Source organism: Thermococcus camini (assembly GCF_904067545.1).
Taxonomy (GTDB): Archaea; Methanobacteriota_B; Thermococci; order Thermococcales; family Thermococcaceae; genus Thermococcus; species Thermococcus camini.
This window is the reverse complement of record NZ_LR881183.1, coordinates 1,079,615-1,100,709: the sequence shown is the minus strand read 5'-3', so window position 1 is coordinate 1,100,709 and position 21,095 is coordinate 1,079,615. Positions and strand designations below refer to the sequence as shown.

Below are 21,095 nucleotides of genomic sequence, written 5' to 3'. Positions count from 1 at the left end.
GCGGTGCGTTTTTAAACCTTGATGTGCCCTTGCTGGACAGAGGTGGGTAATGGAAGGGCAGGATTTCTGCGCCGTCGTGGATTTGTGCAAAAATTTTAAAAGCACATGCCTGTACTCTCGTTAGAAAATTTTTGCAAGGCTCAGGTTTATAAGGGCTCGGGCCTATTCGCTGGAGGTGATGATCATGGCGTACCACAGAGGAAGAGGCGGAAGAAGTGGGGGGAAGAAAAAGAACAGGCAGGTTCAGGGTGACGAGGTCATCCGTGTTCCCCTCCCGAAGGAAGGACAGCTGTTCGGTGTAATCGAGCAGGCCCTGGGTTCCGGATGGATGGACGTGAGGTGCTCCGACGGGAAGATCAGAAGGTGCAGGATACCGGGCAAACTCAAGAGGCGCATGTGGATGCGCGTTGGAGATGTCGTCATAGTCCAGCCCTGGGACGTACAGACCGAGGAGCGCGGGGATATAGTTTACCGCTACACCAGGACTCAGGTGGACTGGCTCCTGAGGAGGGGCAAGATAAGCCAGGAATTCCTCAGCGGTGGCGAGCTCCTGTTCTGAGCCCGCTTCTTCTAAAATTCCAGCTGCCAGCGAGTGATGGGGAATGCGCGAGGATGTAATAGAGCGCGAAATCGAGGGAATGCTGGGCCTCCGGGAGAGGCGGGAGAAGGACAGTGACCTCTACAAGATAGCCAATGAAGTATTCGACAGAACGACGAAGGAGACCCTCGCCTACCTCCACAGGAGGGGGAAGGTCGAGGCCCTCTACGGCGTCATCAGCACGGGCAAGGAGGCCAACGTCTTTGCCGGCGTGGACGCAGAGGGGAACAGGATAGCCGTTAAGATATACCGCACGTACACGACCGAGTTCCGGCGCATATGGGAGTACCTCGCGGCAGACCCCCGCGTCGGCTACCTGCCCAAGGATATGCGCAAGCTCGTCTTCGTGTGGACGAGAAGAGAGTTCAAGAACCTCCAGCGGGCGATAAAATATGCGGTTCGCGTTCCCGAGCCGGTTATCTTCCGCAACAACATCCTCGTGATGGAGTTCATAGGGGACGAGCTCCCCGCACCCCGCATCAAAGACGTCGAGCGTTCGCTCGAGCCTTCGGACTTTGAGGAGCTTTACGACTTCACTATGGGCGTCATCGAGAGGCTCTGGAAGCGCGGGGACATGGTGCACGGCGACCTGAGCGAGTACAACATACTGCTCCACGAGGGGCCCGTTGTGATAGACTGGTCGCAGGCGACGGTGAAGAGGAACAGGATGAGCGTGGAGCTGCTCAGAAGGGATCTGAGGAACGTCATAAACTACTTTGGGCGGAAAGGCGTTGATGTTGATGATTTCAACGATAAGTTCCGTGAGCTGGTTGGGGTTTAGAGGGTGAGAGCATGGACGAGTTTGAGAGACTGCTGAAGAAGTATGAGCGGATAGACAAGGACGGCCGGCCCACCCGGGGCGGTCGCGATGAGGAGATCACCTACGCCGCGGAGGGCGAGCAGGAGGAGTTCATAAGAATCCCCCGCGACAGGGTTGCGGTCGTCATAGGCAGAAAGGGACAGACCAAGAGGGAGATAGAGGAGAGGACCAAGACCAAGATAGAGGTGGACAGCGAGACCGGCGAGGTCTTCATAACCTCCACCGAGGAGACCAGCGACCCCCTGGCTGTCTGGAAGGCACGTGATATTGTAATGGCCATAGGCCGGGGTTTCTCGCCCGAGAGGGCGTTCCGGCTCTTCAACGAGGGCGAAGTCCTTGAGGTCGTCAACCTCACCGATGTCGTCATCGGTAACGACAAGAACGCCCTTCCCCGCGTTAGGGGGAGGATAATCGGAAGGAAGGGAAGGACGCGTGAAATAATCGAGGAAATGAGCGGTGCGGATGTGAGCGTTTACGGAAAAACCGTCGCGATAATCGGCAACCCGATCCAGGTTGAGGTTGCCAAGACCGCCATAGAGAAGCTCGCCAGGGGCTCCCCGCACGGCGTCGTTTACAAGTACCTTGAGCGCAGAAAGAAGGACCTCGAACTCGAGAGCACGACCTACTACGAGGCCCTTGAAGGGGAGCCGGGCGAGTTCGGGGAGGACTACGATGACGAAGACTTTTGGGAGGACTGAATATGGCCGAGGCGAATCAGCTGTTTAAGGAGTTCAAAATCCAGAGTGTCAGCGAGTTCTTCAGACGGAACGCGGCAATGCTCGGCTACACGGGCAAGATACGCTCCCTCACCACGGTGATCCATGAGGCCGTGACCAACTCGCTCGACGCCTGTGAGGAGGCGGGCATACTTCCCTACGTCCGCGTTGAGATAGAGGAGCTTGGAAGGGAGCACTACAAGGTCATAATCGAGGACAACGGACCGGGAATCCCCGAGAAGTACATAACCCACGTCTTCGGTAAGATGCTGGCCGGTACCAAGGCCCACAGGAACATACAGAGCCGCGGTCAGCAGGGTATAGGTATAAGCGGTGCCGTCATGTTCGCCCAGATAACGAGCGGAAAGGCGACCCGCGTCATCACCTCCACGGGAGACGACAGGATCATCGAGGCATGGGTCAAGATAGACGTTGACAGGAACGAGGGCAAGATCGTGAAGAAGGAAAAGCACCCCAACCCGAAGGGCTGGCGCGGCACCCGGATAGAGCTGGAGGTGAAGAACGTACGCTACGTGCGCTCAAAGCAGGGCATCTACTGGTACCTCAAGCTCACCGCGATAGCCAACCCGCACGCCCACATAGAGCTCATTGAGCCTGACGGGAAGCTCATAGTGTTCCCGCGCTCCAGCGAGGACGTTCCCGAGCCCCCGGTGGAGATGAAGCCCCATCCGCGCGGTGTCCTCACCGACGACGTTTACAGGATGGCCAAGAAGACGAGGAGGAGTTCCATCAAGCGCTTCCTTGTTGGGGAGTTCTCGAGGATAAGCGACAAGAAAATCGACGAGCTGATAGAGTACATCGCGGCGCTGAGGCTCATAAAGACCGAGAAGGACAAGAACGTTCAGGAGCAGCTCTACGAGAGGCTCATGAAGGGCGAGGTAAAGGCCGTCCTGCGCTCGTTCAAGGGCTATACTAAGGTCGTCAAGCAGGTTGCGAAGCTCATGGAGAAGCCACCCGAGAAGCTGAGCTGGCACGAGGCGGAAGAGATAGTCGAGGCCTTCAAGTACATGAAGTTCCTGGCCCCGCCGACCCACGGCCTCAGGCCCATAGGTGAGGAGAACATAGAAAAGGGCCTCACCAACATCCTCAAGCCAGAATTTGTTACCGCGGTCACCAGGTCGCCGAAGGTCTACTCAGGAGGTATACCTTTCCAGGTCGAGGTCGGCCTCGCTTACGGCGGCGAGATTCCAGGTGGCTTCGAGCTCCTCCGCTACGCCAACAGGGTTCCACTCCTCTTCGATGCCGGTTCCTGTGTGACGACGCTGGCGGCGCGCTCCGTTGATTGGAGGCGCTACAAGGTTGATGACCTCGACCGAGCCCCCCTCGTGCTCATGATAAACGTCATCAGCGTTCACGTGCCCTACACCGGCACAGGAAAGCAGAGCATAGCCAACGTGGAGGAGATTCAGAACGAGATAAGGCTGGCGATAATGGACGCGGCCAGAAAGCTCCAGACCTACCTCAGCGGAAAGCACCGCAGGCTCCACCAGGCCAAGAGGAGAAGAACCTTTGAGAAGTACGTGCCGGAGATAGCCAAAGCTTTGAGTGTACTCACCGGGGAGCCCGAGGAGGATGTTAGGAACTACTTCCTGTCCTACATAGAGGGCCACTTCGCGGCCAAGGAGACAGGTGGAGCGGAGGAGGTGAGCGAGAATGCCTAAATCCAAAGCAGTCAGGCGCGAGAAGCCGAGGGAGCGCTTCAGCTACGACCCGACCAAAGTGCTCACCAGACTCGAGGAGTACGGAAAGAAAATCCTTGAGGACATAAAGATCGGAAAGAACCCCTACTTTGACATCCCCATGCGCGGCATTGGCAACGTTTACTTCGACGAGAAGAGGCGCGTCATCAGGATGGGCGACAAGCTCTCCAGGAGGTACTTCCTCAACGTTGCCCACGCGAGGAAGTTCATGCAGACGCTCCTCATAATGGCCTACGTCAAGCGCCTCGTAAGCGAGAACAAGCACGCGAGCCTTCGTGAAGCCTACTACGCCAACAAGCACACCATCCCGGGAACGAAAGAGAACACCTTTGAGGACCAGCGCGAGAGCGACCCCATCATAGAGGACCTCGAGAGGATGATGGGCGTCCTTCGTGAGGAGATGCACCTCACGGCGGACAGGCGCGGCTACATCTACGGCGACATAGTCATTCGCGACGGCGAGGATGAGTTCAACACGAGCAAGCTCGGTATGGGCGGCTGGGCCGTCCCGGGAACGGTTGAGCATCTCCAGTTCGTTGAGGTCAACGTGGACTACGCCCTGGTCGTCGAGACCGCCGCTATGGCCGACCGTCTCATCGAGGAAAAGTTCCCGAAGAAGGAGAAAGCTTTAATCATAGCCACCCAGGGACAGGCCTCGCGCGGCGTCAGGAGGCTCATCCACAGGCTTCACTACGAGGAGGGACTGCCGATAATAGTCTTCACCGATGGCGACCCCTACGGTTGGTACATCTACTCGACCATAAAGCAGGGCTCCATCAACCTCGCATACCTCAGCGACAAGCTCGCAACACCGGAGGCGAAGTTCGTTGGAATGACCATGGACGACATAGAGCGCTATGGGCTGAAGAACGTCACCGAAAAGCTCAAGGGAATCCCGCCGAACAAGAAGGGCGGCCCGACGGCGGATTACAAGAGAATCCTGGAGGAGATGGAGTACCCGTGGTTCCAGAACAGGGAGTGGCAGAGGCAGCTCAAGATGGCGATTAAGATGGGGGTCAGGATAGAACAACAGGCTTTAGCAAACAAGAGCCTCGAGTTCGTCGCGAAGAAGTACCTCCCCGAAAAGATAAACAACGGTGAGCTCCTGCCATGACGACGACTGAAGAGCTCGTCGCACAGGTTAACAAGATACTGGACGATATCGGGATAGACATGGACGGGTTATTTGAGACCTTCGAGGTCCCGTCCATCTCCTTCCGTTTAAAGGAGAATCTCTCTCTCCTTCAGGAGCTTGAGGATGACCTCTCAAGGCGCGTGGGTGAGACCACACCCTCGGCCGGATTCTCGGACAAAAAGAACAAGGACCCCCACATCCAGTGGATATACAAGAAAAAGCGCAACCGCGTTCTTGCCCTTGAGAGGCTCCGCTCGGCCATAACTGCCCACAAGATGGCCCTTGCACTAATCTCCGCCAACTACACCTTCTTTATGGGGAAGAAACTCGTGGGCCTCAGGGAGCTCACGAGGGAGAACGTTGAGCGGGTCAGGGCCGTTCCCAATCCGGTTCAGCTTGGACGCGTTGAGGTTCTTCCTCACCTCGCCTACTCCGGCGACGTCCTCCGTCTGCTCGCCAGGGAGGGTGTGGACGTCAGGGAGTCGTTCAAGTTCATAAAGGGCAAGCTCCGCGAGAAAGGAACCGTCAGGAACCGCGGGCTCAGGATAGAGGTCGAGTACTGGGAGAACAACCGTCTGAAGAAGGCCCGCCTCGACCTGCCCACCGATGCGGACATAGAGGCCGAACTCCGCCAGAGGTACGGGAGGCGCTTCCGCTGGCGTGTTCTGAGCTTCGTCAAGACGCGTGGAGTGCTCATAAACAACCACTACACTGTGGATAACCTGGCCCTGGCCTACTCCGTTCTTGACCCTGAAAACGGTGCCAGGAAGCTCGGCCTCGACCTCTTTCGCTACTACTTCCTGACCTCCGAGAACGACAGGGAACGCCTCGGCCTCTATCCGGACATAAGGCTCTGCATCGACTGTCACTATTCGATATTTGACCTTCCATTCGCCGACGAGCCCGGGTTCCGGACTGGCCACGGCAGCATGCTCCTCATAAGGAAGTGCGAGATGGAAAAGGCCCTCGTGGGGAGGAGGAAGGACATAGCCAACGTTCCCAACCACTTACTCGGCGGCGTTCTGCTCTACGGAATGAGCGAGTACAGCGAGGACAAAGTTGCGGAGCTTCTTGGAATTCAGGTCGATGAGCTGGTTGAGGCCGTGAAGAAGTTCGTCATCTCGGGCCTGCACAAGAGGCTCTTCGCCGACACGAAGAAGTTCGAGAAGTTCATGCCCAAGAGTGACAAGGCCAAACAGTTCCTGGCCCTGCTTCAGGGGTGAGGGTATGCGGGTGGAGATAAAGGCTCGCAACAATGCAGAGCTGATAGCAAAGCTCAGGGAGTCCCTGAACGAGGAGGTCACCGAGGTCTACATCAACCTCCGTCCGACGAAGGAGATACTCGTCAGGATACTCGAGCGGGCCCCCAACGTGCGCAAAATCTCCTGTCCCCCCAGCCTCTACCCCAAGGTCTCCAAGAGGGTCATCGCCGCACTCGCCCAGATGGGCATAGAACTCGTCCCCGAGGGCTATCCCCGGGGGAGGCCCAGGAAGTACGACGAGAAGACCGTTATGCGGATACGGGAGCTTGTCAGCAGAGGAGTTCCCGTGAAAGAGGTGAGCGCCCGCATGGGAATTCCCCTCAGGACGGTATACTACATGCTCGAAAGGTCGGGCAATAGGCCCGGCCTGAAGGGCATATAACCCGTTCTAACCGGCCAAAGGTTTATATACCCTGCCCCCAATTTCCTCTGGGTGGTCGTAATGGTGGAGGTAGAGCCCATTAGGAATTCCTTTTATTCCATAAACACCTTTCTAAAAACAGAGTACGAGGAGTTCGGCTTCGTCATCGAGGAAGCGGCACTGTTCCCCTCCGGCGAGTACCTTGTGGTCATGGTGCGGCTGGAGGATGACTCCAGATTCCTTCACGTGTTTAACACGAACGGCTCGGTTGCGCAGGGTTGGGAGAAAGGCGTTGCTGTCCCCTGTGCCGATGAAGCGATACTGCTCCCGGGGGAAAACGAATTCGCTGTTTTCACAAAATGCAGCCCGGGGAGGGCGGTAATATATCCCGTGACGTCGCAGGATCCGGAAAAGGAGTCGCTCGTTGTGGATTTTTCCAAGGTCCCCCTGTACGTTAGCTTCACCCCGAGAAAACGGCTCGTGGTTTTTGGCGACCCAACGCTGGATTACATGGTACCCGAGGGAGTAAGGGTGGTGAAACTCCCCACGCCGGCTGACGGCTATGCCTACCTTCACGCCATAACAGACAGCGACGATGCGGTTTATGTCCTTTACACGTGGAAGGACGGGCAGAAACATGAACTTCGGGTTGGAAGGATAAACCTCCCGGTCTTCCCGTATTACACACCGCGCCAGTTCTGGGAGGGCATGGAAAGGCTTGCGAGTACGGGGCCTTTGAGGGGTGGTAGAAAACCCGTGGGAGACCTTTATCTCATGGATAATGGCTCTTTTGTGGCCGTTCTCGGGAGCAAAGGGAGCAGAGAAATCGTCCTTCTTTCCCCCGAAAAAAGCAGAAGTATTCTCCTTCCAGGCGAGCTGATATACCTGCGCTTTACATCGAGGGGCCTTTTCCTGATAACTGGGGTCTACGGTGGGGGAATAAATGCGGGGGTGGTGTCTCTTGAGCGCCTCCTCGAGGCCAGGGAAATAGGCAGGGACGATTTTGAGGGGCTCTTTTCGCTCGGGAGGTACGTCCCGGGCGTCGTTGATCCCAAGTACGCGGGTGTCTCTGAAGACTGCAGGATCCTCTACTTTGGAAGAACCGCCTACAGGGCTATGGGACAGAGGTTCTACTACTACCTCCGCAGGGACGTGGATTACCTTTACGAGATACGCTGGGAGGCCTTACCTGGGGAATCACGGGAGGGCCTTGAAACCCCGGAGCCAGAGGAGGGCGTGGAGGAAGTTGAGTCCATAAGAACCCTCCTCAGGAAGTTTGGACAGGTCATACTGTACGGTCCCCCCGGCACCGGAAAGACGTACCTGGCCAGGAAAGTGGCCGTTAAGCCCGAGTTTGTATCGTTCCACCAGTCCTTCAGCTACGAGGACTTCGTTGAGGGCTTCCGGCCGACGAAGGGAAGCGGCGGGGTGGTTTACGACGTAGTCGATGGCGTCTTTAAGAGGATCTCGATAGAGGCAATCTACGACTCCCTGCCAGAGAAGTTCAGGAAAAAGAACGCCACGTACGGGGAGATGAAAAAAGCGGTTCTCGAGTTCCTTGAACGGAGAAAAGCGGGAGAAAACCTGAAGCTCGCACCGAAGAGGGAGTTCTACCTGGTCATAGACGAGATAAACCGTGGAAACATCAGCAGGATCTTCGGGGAGCTGATAACCCTCCTCGACACTGACAAGAGACTTGGCGGCCCGAGCGAGACGATAGTCAGGCTCCCGTACTCAGGTGAACTTTTCGCCGTTCCGCCCAACCTTTACATCATCGGCACGATGAACTCGGCCGACAGGAGCATAGCGCTGCTCGACATAGCCCTGAGGAGGAGGTTCGCGTTCTACGAGGTTCTCCCGAGGCCAGAGCTGCTGGCTGGAATGGAAGTCGGCGGGGTGAGCATGGAACACCTTCTCTCGAGGCTGAACTCCATAATCGAGCGGGAGAAGGGCAAGGACTATACCATCGGCCACGGCTACTTCCTGGATATAGCCTCGTCCGAGAACCCCGAGGAGGACCTCTATCTGGTGTTCTACCACAAGATACTGCCCCTCTTCCAGGAGTACTTCTACGGGAGCTGGGAGCAGCTGGGGTCGTTTTATCCTGGATTCGAGTTCATAGACGACAGGGGCAGGATAGTGATGATGGACAGAGAGTCCTTCATGGAGGCCCTTCGTCGGCTGGTGAGGGCGGAATGAGGAGGATAACCCTCTACGAGTTCCAGAGGAAGTACCTAAGCGCGATCCGAACCGAGGGCTTAGAGGTTACTCCGGAGAGCCTTCAGAGGTTCTTTGAGGTCATAAACGGGCTTTACGGCAGGGAGCACGAGGTTTTGAGCCTCAAGTACGACACCCGGAGGGGGGAGTACTACATCAAGGCTCACGGCAGCGTGGGCTTCGCCTACCACCTGGGGGAGCCGGGCTTCATGATCCAGGTTCTCCCGAGGCCCTACAAACGCGACCCAGACGAGGCGCGCTCCCTGCGCTTTTTCCTCAGCCTTATGAACCTCAGCGGCGGACTGGGGCTGGGAAGACGGGAGATAGAGGAGGCGGTATCAACTTACGCCCGCGGCGAAGGAGGTGTTCACGAGCTCTTCCTGTATCTCTACACCTACCTTTTGAGCAGGGAGCTCTTCCACGGTCTCTACCAGGAGTACTCCGAGGTCGAGGAGGAGCTCCGGACGATACGGGGAAGGGTTCTCCTCTCGCGCCTTGCCAGAAGGCCTCCCCTCGGCAGGGAAGTTCCGGTAAGACACGCGGTTCTCGACGTTGATACTTCACTCAACAGGGTCCTGAAGGCAGCTCTGGAGGTGGTCGTGGAGGTTTCAGCGTGGGAGGGCATAGCCAGGGCCGCGGAGGCCCTGATTCGATACTTTGCCGACGTTGGCCCGCTCAGGCAGGGGGACATAGAGAGGGTTACCTTCAACCCGCTGAATGAGAGGTTCCGGCCGATCTTCCACCTGGCAACTATGATACTCGCGGGCTTTGGAAAGCTTTCCCGTGGGGGCTTCACGGCTCCGGGGATATTCATAGAGATGGACCGCCTGTTCGAGGATCTCGTTTACCACACGATCCTGACGGCCCTCTCCGGGAAGGGAAGGGTCCACAGGCAGCAGCTCCTGCCGCATATAATCAGAAACGCGTCCGAGATAGAGGCCAAAATGGGCGCGGTGTTCACCTTCGGCCCCCCGAGGCCCGACATGCTGATCCAGATGCCCGGTGGCCGGTGCGTTCTGGAGGTGAAGTACAGGAACCTGAGCGTGAAGATGGGAGAGGCCTGGTGGCGCAAACTCGTCAGAAGCAGCGGGGAGCTCTACCAGGTGTACTCCTACTCCCGCATCTCCGGAGGCGGGGCGCTCATCGTATATCCGAGGTTGAGGGGACAGTACAACGGGTGGCTTCCCGACATGTTCGATGAGGGGGTCGAGACCTTCAGCTTCTTCGACGGCACTCCCCTTGGAATCGTCGGGTACGAACTGTCGCACATCGGCAGGGACGTGCTCATAGCGCGCAGGGGAGTGGTCCTCGACGGAAAAATCGCGGGAAACGTTAGGAACCTCCTCGAGTCCGTGTGCGTGCTGAACGGAGAAAAGGTTTAAAGCTGGTGCACATTACCTCGACTGATGGGTATGGATCAGCGGAAAACCGCGGCACTCGCTATGCTTGCCCTCGTGGTTATCTTCTCCCTCATACAGTCCTCAGGGGTTCACGGGGGCACGACGACCTTCAACTTCGAGTGGTACTTCTTCTTATCCTCGCTCTTTCTCTTCGGTGCTGCGGGTTACGTCGTCAAGCTGGCCATCGAAGGCCGCCTCAGCGCCCACGGCGTGAGGAATGGGAAGAGCAACCCGCTGGCGGGAATAATAACGCTCCTGGCAATAGTGGTGGCGGTTTACTTAATCTTCTTCAAAAGGGAGCCGGAGAGGCTGGTGGGGGGTAAGGAGATAGGCAGGGGTCTCGAGGGAGTCTGGTACAACGTCACCTCCGGCGATTTCGTGACTGTTTGGAATCAGTTTCCAGGCTGGGCTTACCTGATTCCCTTCCTTCTCTTCGTGGCTATCGTACTAACCGCCAGGAGAACTAAGAAGAGACGGCCCGTTCCGGAGGTCAAGTTCGAGCCGGAACTTACCTACGATGCCATTGAAGGAACCCCCGCGGAAAAGGTTATCCGAATGTACAAGAACGTGGTCGCCGGTCTCGTCGAGAAGGGCTATCCCTACCGGAAGAGCTGGACCCACCGGGAGCACGAGGAGAGGCTGAGGGAAGTCTTTCCCGACCTAAAGGACCTCGACGTCCTTACCAGACTCTTCGAGAAGGCCAAGTACGCCGGAAGGCTGAGCGAGGAAGATGCCACAGCTGCGCGCGAGAGCTACGACCGGCTCATGGAGTTTCTGAGGTGAGGGTAGCTTTAAAAGGGGGCGCGCTTAGAGGCCCCTAAAAAGAGAGGGTGATGTCCATGTTCGTCGAGACCCAGGAGGAGAGGCCCGAGATAAGGGAGCGCCTTCACCGCGTCGGAATCACCAACCTGAGGAGCGTTGCGAAGATAAACTGGAAGGGGAAGGTCTACACGTTCCTCCCGCTCTTCGAGATAACCATCGACGTCCCCGAGGAGAAGAAAGGAATCCACATGAGCAGGCTGGTCGAGAGCATAACCGAGGCCATGAGCGAGGCCGTTGAGGAGGAGGTCATGGAGGCTCATTCCTCGCTCGAAGAGCTGGGGAGAGCGATAATCGGCCGCCTGGAAGGGAAGCACCCCCACAAGAGGGCGGAGGTGTGGATAAGAACCCACCTCATCATTCCAAGGGAAACCCCCGCCAGTGGAAAGACCACCTACGAGCCCTACGACGTCGAGGTCGGGGTCATAAAGCACTACGACGGAACCTTTGAGAAGGTTCTCCGCGTCAAGGTCATCGGAAACACCGCCTGCCCCCACGCGATGGCCAACAACAACGGAAAGACCCACATACAGAGAGCCATAGGCGAGCTTGAGGTGAGGACGGCCTTTGATGAGGAGATAGCCTTAGAAGACATGATTGACGTGGTCGAGAGTTCGTTCAGCCACCCGACGTACACCCTGCTGAAGACGGTGGACGAGAACGCCGTGGTTCAGGGAATGCACGCCAATCCGAAGTTCGTGGAAGACGTTGCGCGCGAGATATTCGCCAGGGCGAAGGAGAGGTTCAAGGGCAGGATCCACGTGAAGGTCATCAGCAACGAGAGCATCCACAAGCACGACGTCATAGCCGAGACGTGGAGCTGAGGTTTGAAACTCGATATCCTTTATTCTCTTTACTCGCTCCGAAGTTTTTGCACAATTCTGCGACCTTTTGTTAAATTATTTCGTTAACACCTGCATAACCGGGTTGTTAGTTTTGACATATCTGCCTATGTGTTTGTACAATGTAATGGCCTGCAGGGACGTTCCCGATTTTTTTTGAAATTTATAATTAGACTTCGAAGTAAAAGTTAAATATGATAATGAGAGTATCACCAATTGCCCAAGGGGGCGTATTAACCGCCCCCGGGCAGGAGGGTCGGCACCATGAAGAAGCTTGTGGCAATACTGTTCGGTCTGCTGGTAGTGGTGACAGGGTTCGCGGCAGCGACGATATGGAACACCACGGTTGTGAGAGACTACAGTTCAGGCCAGTATAGCTGGGCCTATGCAGAAATCGGAGTCAAGTATGATGTCAAATATCTTAATGGATATTTGGAGGTGGTGTCTTGAACAGCAAAAACCTGAAATTCCTCGTGATTCTTTTGATCGTGCTAATCGGTGCGTATCCTGTTAATGCCATGCCATACTGGGCCAAACCGGGAGTTTATATTAAGTATGCCTCATTAAGACACGAGGAAATTGCCCGTAAGTATGCATCAACGGGCATGTCTCTCTCAACGGGTGACGTTGTTCTTGAGGTTAATGGTACTTACATCCAGATGTCCGCTATGGGGGACACATACTTGACATTTACCATCCTGGGCGACGAAGGAGACTACCTGCTCATGAAGCTGATTTTGGAGATGTTTAACGTAACAATAAAGCAGTTCGGGGACAAGACGGTAGTGCTGTGGCCGGAATCAGCTTTGATCTCAAAAAAGACCCTTGACAACGAGACGCTATTCAACGTCACGGAGGCTAGGTACTCATGCACCTACAAGATTAGAAAGGAGGACAGCATGGTCTTCGATACCGCAGGCACAAACTACGGCCACACAATCCTCTGGGACGATCTGGGAAACGCCCCTATAACGGTAGATCAGCCGTTCCAGCTTGTTGGTTTCGCAGGCAATTCCGTTTCAAAGGTGGTGAACGTTACTTCCCTGGACGTGAGTGTAATCACTAGAACTTCCAATTTCACGAAGCCGGTGATCTACGTCAGAACCGCGGGAGGTATGAGTGTAAAGACCCCGATTGGGGAGGTTTCCTTCTCAGGAACCGATGCGATACTGTATTTCGATGGATCCACAGGTATGTTTGTTACTGGCCTTTTTCCGACAGCCCCTGATCTCGCGGCATGCGGTGTCAAGCTGGTGTACTTTATGGACCAGTGGGGCATGTACATGAGCAGGAACCACAAGGAGGACGGGAAGCTCTACACCTACGGAATAGGGTTTTACGACACCAATGCAGAGTTTGGGGTCGCTGAGACGGTACAGTTTTCAAAATCTGAAACGGATACGAAGTATCTATACACGGCCGTTGTCCTACTCCTGGTGCTCGCAGTGGTTGTGGCGTGGAGGAAGAGGCAATGAAGGCTCTTAGGGGTTTATGGGTTTTATTTATGATATCTCTTCCTGTTTTCCCTGCATACGCACACCCGTACTGGGTCAAGCCGGGAGTCTATGTTGAGTATGCGGCTATGAGGTATGACCCGTATATCCAGTATCAGCTCTCCCAGGGATACTCAACCGAGCAAAGAACTGCGTTTCTTGTTTACCTTTCCCACAACGCTTCCTACCGAATCTACGCGTACAACGACACTTACCTCAAGTTCACTATTTTGGAGGAGATTGACGGTTATCTAACGGTCGGCGTCCGTATTGACATGAGCAATGTAACGGTTAAAGTCACCGTCCCAACTGGAGGGAACCTTAGTCCAATCTGGGAACAAAACGAGGTCATAAAAGTTGAAACCATACCAACCCCGAGCAATTCAGGTACCCTTGAATACAAGGTGCACCTCCGTTCCCTCAGGATTAAGGGTGTTTACAGAATACGGGAGAGCGATGGTGCCGTTTTCCGCCTGGACGGAACCCACTATGGTCACACTTTCCTCTGGATTGATACCGATCCAGGTCTGGTTCCGCAGGAGAACGAGACCTTTGTGGTTTTTCCGACCCTTAACTGGACGATGGAAGTCGAAAGGGTGTCCGTGAAGGATAAACCCTCGAAAACATATTACAGGGAATTCGGGCCCCCTGTTGCCACGCTGTCTCTCCTGGGATCGCCACTTGTTATGGAGGGTCTCGTGGAGTTCACCACCCAGACTCCTGGGGATTTGCGTTATGATCCAGCAACGGGAATGGTGTTATCCCCGACTACCCTCTCGATACTGATTTCCCCTGACCTTGCCGCTATAGGGATTCCTTTTGCATCCTTTATGGACGAGCGCGTGGCCTATGACCAGATAGTAAAGGGAAACTCCGTATGGGCCGGCCTGCTACCGTTGTATGACACTAATGCGGAGTTTCAGAGAGTAGAAGAGGTACCGTTCTCAAAGGCTAAAACGCCGTGGAAGTACGCGTTCTGGGGGTCGCTGGTTCTCCTCGGCTCTATCATGACAGCAAAAGGCGGGAGGAAATCAAAATGAGAAACGTCATTCCCTCGATGTTAGTGGCAATATTCATCCTCATTGGAGGCCTTCATTCAGCGCTCGCGGCCCCATACTGGATCAAGCCAGGAGTTTACATCGAATACATCGCCCAGAGGTACGACCCATACATTCAATATCGCGTCTCCCACGGGGACAAACCGGACTGGGTAACCACGTCGCTGATGATTTACAACTACTCCGGAGTTCTCTACGTGATAAAAACGTACAATGACACCGTGATAAGGTTCAACCTCTCCGATGAAAACAATGAGTATATCATTTCACACGTTCAAATAGAACTTACCAACGTCACCGTAATGACAGTTCTCCCCAAAGGGGTTCACCCCCCAGCCTTTTGGAAGGATGTGGATGTTCTCTCAGCGAAAACCGAGAAAAGTCATGACCCGGATTTCAAGGACTGGACCTGGTACATCTTCAAACTTCGGGAAGTCACGATAACTGGATCGCATCTCATCAGAGAAGCCGACATGCAGGTGGTAAAGGACGGAAAAGCCTACGGTCACACGATGCTTTTTGACAGTCCGTTGCACCCGCTCGAAAAGGGCAGTGCTTTTTCCAAGTATCCCTTCAGTACCGTTATCGGCAGGGTAACGGTGGATAACAAGAATTCGAAGAAGTGGAAGAACATCACGTATTACCCACCCCTCAAGACCGTGGTTACTGAGGGGTATTCGTTCAACCTAACCCAGCCATTTGGGAAGGGGTATCCCATCGAGATTGTCCAGATGGCAACCCTGATTTACACCTTTGACGCGTCGGATGGAAATCTCGTGTTCACACCCAACGGCGGGCCTGACCTCTGGGCCGTTGGCATTTTAAGCGCCTCATTTTCCGATGAATATGCTTTATATCAGGCAGAAGTCAGACATGATGACTCCTATGCAACAGGACTTGTGCTTAAGTTGTTCAAAACGAGCGCCAAAAGACTCAACACCATTAGCTTTCGCAAGCCGGACGTTAAAACAGCCTACGTCTTCCACGGTTCTCTCGCTATTCTCTTGATTATTGTCGGGCTGACCAAGATAAAGAAACGGAGGGAGTAGACACATGGGAAGACTTTACACACTCTTCCGGTGGGAGATGAACGACCTGGTTAAGAACGTCCTCCTGCTGTTTGGAGTACTCCTGGCAGGAATGGCCATGAAACAGTCCCTGATGGCGGTAAACTCGGGCATGGGTTTTGCCTCTGGAACCCAGATTGAACTCTTCGGGCCTTCAAAAGCATCTGGAGTTTCAACGGCTATACAGGGCATGCTCTCCCTCGACGACGTCTGGACGCTGGTGAGCTTCCTGGTTTTGCTCCTCGGTGCTTTAATGTTCCGCTATGACAGGGACAGCGGTGTCGCGCGTTCGATTTACTCGCTTCCTTACTCCAACGATGAACTCCTCGGAGTCAAGCTTCTCTCGCTCTTAATCTACGGATTCACCATGATACTGCTGCCCTTCGCCTACGTTAGCGTGACCACCTACGCAAGCATATTGAACTACCTCCCCCAGATAACCTCAAACTTCCTAAGCGATGCACTGGTTCTGGTAATTTTCCTTGTGCTCTACCTGGTGGCGGTTGCGACCTTTGTCCCACTGGCCTCCCCGAACGCGTTTCTTGCCTTCATGGTCGGCTTTGCGGTGATATACGCGCCCAGGGTTACCGGCCTTTCCAACCTCCCGCCGGTGCTCTTCATCAACGCCATACCCAGGAGCGGGAGCACTGACTTTACACCGTTCACAATTAACTACATCGGCTGGGGCCTTCTCGTCCCGCTGGCGCTCTTTGCCCTCTCGTGGGTTCTCATCAGAAGGAGGGATGTGGTGTGAGGTTCTGGGGTGCCCTGCTCTCTGCGATGCTCCTGCTCACCATTGGCTCGCTCTGGGTTTACAGTTCCTATGAAAACCAGGTCGGCTCAATCGGCCCGGTGTTTCTTCAGCCTGTCGAGAGACAGGGAAACTTCACCAGTCTCAGCACCGTAAAGGCGCACACTCCCACCAGCTCGCTGGTTGAGGCATCCTGCAACGGCAACGGGGTCGTTGAGGTATACGACGTTATAACAGGAGAGCAGGTGGATAAACACGCAGTCTACGGCCACGCAAAGTATCAGTTCATTCTGCCGGGGGAGGGGGACTACCTGATAATCAACAACGGCACGGACAAGCTAACCTGCTCCTTCCGTTTCATCAAAAACTACCCGACCAAGGAGGTCCAAAACTCCCTATACATCAGCGGTTCCTTCTTTGCAATCCTTTTGGCTTTTATCGTGTGGAGGTGGGGCAGGTGATAATCGAGGCGAGAGACCTGAAGAAACACTTCGGGAGCATCAAGGCGCTCGACGGCGTTACCGTGGGCATTCCTAAGGGAATCACCCTAATCCTCGGCCCCAACGGCGGCGGAAAGAGCACCTTCCTCAAGCTCGCCACCGGCGTTTATCGTCCAAGCGCCGGAGAGATAAGGGTCTTCGGTGAAGTCCCCTGGAACAATGGACGACTTAAGGCCCGCTTCGGCGTTGCCTACGACCCGCCGGCTTTTCCGCAGTTCACTACGGGCAGGGAATGGCTGACCCTCTTCGCCGAGAGCAAAGGGTTCGGTGAGGAAGAAGTCGAGAGGGTTGCGGAGCTGTTTGAGGTCAAAGGCTTCCTTGACAAGAGGATAAGCGGCTACTCATCGGGAATGCTCAAGAGGCTTTCCCTTGCACAGGCCTTCGTAGGGAAGCCCGAGCTGATATTCCTCGACGAGCCCCTGGCGAACATAGACTTCGACAGCATGGAGAGGGTTATTGAGATAATCGAGGAGATGAAAAAGACCAACTTCGTTGTCATAAGCCACATCTGGGAGCCGCTGATTCCGATAGTGGACTGGGTGGTTGTCATAGGCAACGGAAAGCTCGTCCTGAGCGGAGAAGCGGAGGAGGTTCAGGAAGAGGTCGAGAAGCTGTTCAAACCACATATAGAACGTTCAAAGAGGAAGGGGGCCCAAGAAGGCCCCTCTTCCTCAGGGCAGGAGGGTCGGCAAACTCCTGCCACAAGATAATTTTGAGGGCTTCCCTTTAAAATTTTTGCTCTTCTGAAGTATGCCGGGTTCATAATGGAACAGAACAGGTTTTAGTGGGGGGTAACCCCTGAGGGCTACCCCCCGGCCCGGGATAGAGGCCGGCCCGTATCGGCCGGCAGGGTGCGTATCGCCGCCACGTTTATTAATCTTTCGATTCTATGGCCTTCGTGGTCAAAATGAAAGTAATACGGGACACGATTCATGGGGACATATCACTGGATGGTTTCACACTGAGGCTCGTTGATACCCCTGAGTTCCAGAGGCTCAGGCGAATAACCCAGCTCGGTCCGGTATTCCTAGCCTACCCCTCGGCCAGGCACACGCGCTTCGAACATTCGCTGGGAACTTTCTATCTTGCGAAAAGGATAACCGAACACAACCCCGAAATCGAGGAGGGCGCAGTTTACGCGGCTTTACTGCACGACCTCGGCCACTATCCCTTCAGCCACACGCTCGAGGCCCTCTACCCGCGGCACGAGGAGAACACGAAGTGGTTCATAAGGCACGGCGAAATCAGCGATATTATCAGGGAGCGCTATTCCGTGGGGGAGTTCATCAAACTCCTCAAGCACCCCCTCGTGAGCGGAGATATAGACGCCGACAGGATGGATTACCTCGTGAGGGACGCCTACTACACAGGCGTGGCCTACGGCCTGGTTGACCTCGACAGGCTCGTGAGGAACCTTCACTACGATGCTGAGAGGCTGATAATCGGGGAGAAGGGCATCATGGCCGCCCAGAACCTGCTTCTGGCGAGGAGCATGATGTATCCCACCGTTTACCAGCATCACGTCTCGAAGATAGCGAGTGCCATGCTCATAACGGCTGTCGAGCTCGAAGGGATTCCCTCCGATGAAATACGCACCATGGACGAGGTTGATCTGATAGCACGGCTCAGGGCGAGTGAGAGGGTGGAGGTTCGGGAGCTCGTTCGGGCGGTGGACGACAGGAGGCTTTACAAGCGCGTTCTCTACACGGATAAAGACCCGGGCGAGAAGGCAGTTGAAGAGCTGAAAAGAGAACTAGAGGCAGAGTTCGACCACCTGGCGCTGGTGGATTATCCTCCAAAGCCCAAGTTCGAGGAGAAGAACGCCTTCGTCGAGACGGAAAACGGCTTAAAACGCCTTAGCGAGGTCTCCCCCCTCGTTCGCTCCCTCGTTGAACTAAAGGATACTCACTGGCGCTGGGGTGTCTACGCGAGGGCGGACATGGTGGAGAGGGTTGAGAAATTCCTGCGGGCCGGGTTCATTCCATAACCCAAAACCTTAAGTAGTTTGAACGTCCGGAGCGCCCTTCCATTTCTCCGCTGGGAAAGATTTATAACCGGGCTTCTTAAGTGAGTGGTGAACAAGCTCATCAGGTTAGAAGGTGGTGTAAATGGGAAGAAGGGAAGAGATGGTTGCGAAGATTAAAGAGCTCATGACCCAGCCCGAGAGGATCAGGAACATGGGTATTGCCGCTCACATTGACCACGGTAAGACGACGCTGAGCGACAACCTGCTCGCAGGTGCCGGAATGATCAGCGAGGAGTTGGCTGGAAAGCAGCTCGTCCTTGACTTCGACGAGCAGGAGCAGGCGAGGGGAATCACCATCAACGCGGCCAACGTTTCGATGGTTCACAACTACGAGGGTCAAGACTACCTCATCAACCTCATAGATACGCCGGGTCACGTTGACTTCGGTGGTGACGTTACGAGAGCAATGAGAGCCATCGACGGTGCCATCATCGTCGTTGACGCGGTCGAGGGAGTCATGCCCCAGACCGAGACCGTTCTCAGACAGGCCCTGAGGGAGTACGTCAAGCCGGTTCTCTTCATCAACAAGGTTGACCGTCTCATCAAGGAGCTCAAGCTCGGCCCGAACGACATCCTCCAGAGGTTCGCCAAGATCATCACCGATGTCAACAGGCTCATCAAGAAGTACGCCCCGGACGAGTTCAAGAACCAGTGGTTCGTCAAGGTCGAGGACGGTAGCGTTGCCTTCGGAAGTGCCTACTACAACTGGGCCCTCAGCGTCCCGTACATGAAGAAGACCGGTGTTTCCTTCAAGGACATCGTCGAGCTCACCAACAGCGGCGACCTCAAGACCCTCAGGCAGAAGGCCCCGCTCCACGTCGTCGTCCTCGATATGGTCGTCAAGCACCTGCCGAACCCGCTCGAGGCCCAGAAGTACAGGATCCCACACCTCTGGAGGGGAGAGGTTGACAGCGAGGTCGGCCAGGCCATGCTCAAGTGCGACCCGAAGGGCAAGATGGTCATGGTCGTCACCAAGATCATCCTCGACAAGCACGCCGGTGAGGTTTCAACCGGCCGTGTCTGGAGCGGTACCGTGAAGACCGGCCAGGAGGTATACCTCATCAACGCCAAGAGGAAGGCCAGAATCCAGCAGGTCGGTATCTACATGGGTCCCGAGAGGGTCAACATGGAGGCCGTTCCTGCAGGAAACATCGTCGCTGTAACAGGTCTTCGCGATGCCATGGCCGGTGAGACCGTCTCCCAGGAGCAGATCGAGCCGTTTGAGGCCCTCCACTACGCCAGCGAGCCGGTCGTTACCGTCGCCATCGAGGCCAAGAACGTTAAGGACCTTCCGAAGCTCATTGAAGCCCTTCGCCAGCTCGCCAAGGAAGATCCTACCCTCCACGTCAAGATCGACGAGGAAACCGGTCAGCACCTCCTCAGCGGTATGGGTGAGCTCCACCTTGAGGTCAAGCTCGTCAAGCTCAAGGAGGACTGGAAGCTCGACGTTGACGTTTCCCCGCCGATCGTCGTCTACCGCGAGAGCGTCAGCAAGATGAGCCCGATAGTCGAAGGAAAGAGCCCGAACAAGCACAACAGGTTCTACATCACCGTGGAGCCGCTTCCGGACGAGATCTACCAGGCCATCCACGAGGGACTCATCCCGGAGGGCAGGCCGAAGGACCCGAAGGCCGTCGCCAAGAAGCTCGCCGAGCTCGGTATGGACTACGAGGTCGCCAAGGGCATAGTTGACATATACCACGGCAACATATTCCTCGACAACACCAAGGGTATCCAGTACCTCAACGAAGTCATGGACCTCCTCGTCGACGGATTCCACCAGGCCATGGACGAGGGTCCGCTCGCCAAGGAGCCCGTTATGAAGGTCATGGTCAGGCTTCACGACGCCAAGATCCACGAGGACAACGTCCACCGCGGCCCGGCCCAGATCTACCCGGCCATCAGGAGTGCCATCCAGTGCGCCATGATGAAGGCCCAGCCGATCCTCTACGAGCCGTACCAGAAGGTCATCATCAACGTGCCCTACGAGTACATGGGTGCCGTCAGCAGGGAGATCAACCAGAGGCGCGGCCAGCTCATCGACATGAGACAGGAGGGTGAGGTCATGATCATCATCTCTGAGGCCCCGGTTGCGGAGATGTTCGGATTCGCCGGTGCTATACGTGGCGCCACCAGCGGAAGGGCCCTCTGGAGCACCGAGCACGCTGGCTTTAAGCGCGTTCCTGGAGAGCTGGCCACCAACATCATCAGGCAGATACGCCAGAGGAAGGGCCTTGACCCGAACCCGCCGAAGGAGCAGGACGTCTGCCCGCAGCAGTGAGGGCTTTCCGCCCTTCCCTTCTGCCTAC

At 55.6% G+C, this 21,095-nt stretch carries 20 protein-coding genes; all 20 read left to right on the top strand.

Features of this window, described 5'->3' with window-relative positions; genetic code table 11:
• The first annotated feature begins 184 nt into the window (after positions 1 to 184).
• The 20 genes from eif1A to TIRI35C_RS05855 all read left to right on the top strand — a co-directional run bounded on the left by eif1A (position 185) and on the right by TIRI35C_RS05855 (position 21,067).
• On the top strand, positions 185 to 559 hold the full coding sequence (eif1A, locus tag TIRI35C_RS05950) for a translation initiation factor eIF-1A (RefSeq protein ID WP_058938267.1): 375 nt from the start codon (positions 185 to 187) through the stop codon (positions 557 to 559).
• Positions 560 to 602: 43 nt separating this feature from the next.
• Positions 603 to 1,379 (top strand): serine protein kinase RIO, encoded by a 777-nt coding sequence (locus tag TIRI35C_RS05945; RefSeq protein WP_188202123.1) that lies wholly within the window; start codon positions 603 to 605, stop codon positions 1,377 to 1,379.
• Positions 1,380 to 1,390: 11 nt separating this feature from the next.
• A complete protein-coding gene (locus TIRI35C_RS05940) occupies positions 1,391 to 2,116 on the top strand; it encodes a KH domain-containing protein (RefSeq protein ID WP_188202122.1) in 726 nt (241 codons plus the stop codon).
• Positions 2,117 to 2,118: 2 nt separating this feature from the next.
• Complete coding sequence (gene top6B, locus TIRI35C_RS05935; protein WP_188202121.1) at positions 2,119 to 3,816, top strand: DNA topoisomerase VI subunit B; 1,698 nt, start codon at positions 2,119 to 2,121, stop codon at positions 3,814 to 3,816.
• Positions 3,809 to 4,969, top strand: a complete 1,161-nt coding sequence (locus TIRI35C_RS05930) for a DNA topoisomerase IV subunit A (protein WP_188202120.1) — start codon at positions 3,809 to 3,811, stop codon at positions 4,967 to 4,969. The genes top6B and TIRI35C_RS05930 overlap by 8 nt, the downstream gene beginning before the upstream one ends.
• Complete coding sequence (locus tag TIRI35C_RS05925) at positions 4,966 to 6,213, top strand: DUF530 family protein (protein WP_188202119.1); 1,248 nt, start codon at positions 4,966 to 4,968, stop codon at positions 6,211 to 6,213. Before TIRI35C_RS05930 ends, TIRI35C_RS05925 begins: the two co-directional genes overlap by 4 nt.
• 4 nt (positions 6,214 to 6,217) lie before the next feature.
• The gene (locus tag TIRI35C_RS05920; RefSeq protein ID WP_188202118.1) at positions 6,218 to 6,634 is read left to right on the top strand and encodes a DUF1699 family protein; all 417 of its coding nucleotides are present in this window, start codon (positions 6,218 to 6,220) and stop codon (positions 6,632 to 6,634) included.
• A gap of 60 nt (positions 6,635 to 6,694) precedes the next feature.
• On the top strand, positions 6,695 to 8,812 hold the full coding sequence (locus TIRI35C_RS05915; RefSeq protein WP_188203074.1) for an McrB family protein: 2,118 nt from the start codon (positions 6,695 to 6,697) through the stop codon (positions 8,810 to 8,812).
• The gene (locus tag TIRI35C_RS05910; RefSeq protein WP_188202117.1) at positions 8,809 to 10,212 is read left to right on the top strand and encodes a 5-methylcytosine restriction system specificity protein McrC; all 1,404 of its coding nucleotides are present in this window, start codon (positions 8,809 to 8,811) and stop codon (positions 10,210 to 10,212) included. Before TIRI35C_RS05915 ends, TIRI35C_RS05910 begins: the two co-directional genes overlap by 4 nt.
• Positions 10,213 to 10,236: 24 nt before the next feature.
• Positions 10,237 to 11,013: a DUF4129 domain-containing protein gene (locus TIRI35C_RS05905; protein WP_188202116.1), complete on the top strand. Its 777-nt coding sequence runs from the start codon at positions 10,237 to 10,239 to the stop codon at positions 11,011 to 11,013.
• 56 nt (positions 11,014 to 11,069) lie between these two features.
• Positions 11,070 to 11,873 carry a GTP cyclohydrolase IV gene (locus tag TIRI35C_RS05900; protein ID WP_188203073.1) on the top strand — a complete coding sequence of 268 codons (804 nt, stop codon included), beginning with the start codon at positions 11,070 to 11,072 and terminating at the stop codon, positions 11,871 to 11,873.
• 282 nt (positions 11,874 to 12,155) lie between these two features.
• A complete protein-coding gene (locus tag TIRI35C_RS05895; RefSeq protein ID WP_188202115.1) occupies positions 12,156 to 12,341 on the top strand; it encodes a hypothetical protein in 186 nt (61 codons plus the stop codon).
• Positions 12,338 to 13,366 (top strand): hypothetical protein, encoded by a 1,029-nt coding sequence (locus TIRI35C_RS05890; RefSeq protein WP_188202114.1) that lies wholly within the window; start codon positions 12,338 to 12,340, stop codon positions 13,364 to 13,366. Before TIRI35C_RS05895 ends, TIRI35C_RS05890 begins: the two co-directional genes overlap by 4 nt.
• A complete protein-coding gene (locus TIRI35C_RS05885) occupies positions 13,348 to 14,424 on the top strand; it encodes a hypothetical protein (RefSeq protein ID WP_188202113.1) in 1,077 nt (358 codons plus the stop codon). Before TIRI35C_RS05890 ends, TIRI35C_RS05885 begins: the two co-directional genes overlap by 19 nt.
• Positions 14,421 to 15,491 (top strand): hypothetical protein, encoded by a 1,071-nt coding sequence (locus TIRI35C_RS05880; RefSeq protein ID WP_246454698.1) that lies wholly within the window; start codon positions 14,421 to 14,423, stop codon positions 15,489 to 15,491. Before TIRI35C_RS05885 ends, TIRI35C_RS05880 begins: the two co-directional genes overlap by 4 nt.
• 4 nt (positions 15,492 to 15,495) lie before the next feature.
• The gene (locus TIRI35C_RS05875) at positions 15,496 to 16,263 is read left to right on the top strand and encodes a hypothetical protein (protein WP_188202112.1); all 768 of its coding nucleotides are present in this window, start codon (positions 15,496 to 15,498) and stop codon (positions 16,261 to 16,263) included.
• Positions 16,260 to 16,721 carry a hypothetical protein gene (locus tag TIRI35C_RS05870; RefSeq protein ID WP_188202111.1) on the top strand — a complete coding sequence of 154 codons (462 nt, stop codon included), beginning with the start codon at positions 16,260 to 16,262 and terminating at the stop codon, positions 16,719 to 16,721. Before TIRI35C_RS05875 ends, TIRI35C_RS05870 begins: the two co-directional genes overlap by 4 nt.
• Positions 16,721 to 17,470 (top strand): ABC transporter ATP-binding protein, encoded by a 750-nt coding sequence (locus TIRI35C_RS05865; RefSeq protein WP_188203071.1) that lies wholly within the window; start codon positions 16,721 to 16,723, stop codon positions 17,468 to 17,470. Before TIRI35C_RS05870 ends, TIRI35C_RS05865 begins: the two co-directional genes overlap by 1 nt.
• Before the next feature lie 197 nt (positions 17,471 to 17,667).
• Positions 17,668 to 18,747, top strand: coding sequence for an HD domain-containing protein (locus TIRI35C_RS05860; RefSeq protein WP_188203070.1), 1,080 nt, complete (start codon positions 17,668 to 17,670; stop codon positions 18,745 to 18,747).
• A gap of 121 nt (positions 18,748 to 18,868) precedes the next feature.
• A complete protein-coding gene (locus tag TIRI35C_RS05855) occupies positions 18,869 to 21,067 on the top strand; it encodes an elongation factor EF-2 (RefSeq protein WP_188202110.1) in 2,199 nt (732 codons plus the stop codon).
• Positions 21,068 to 21,095 lie beyond the last annotated feature (28 nt).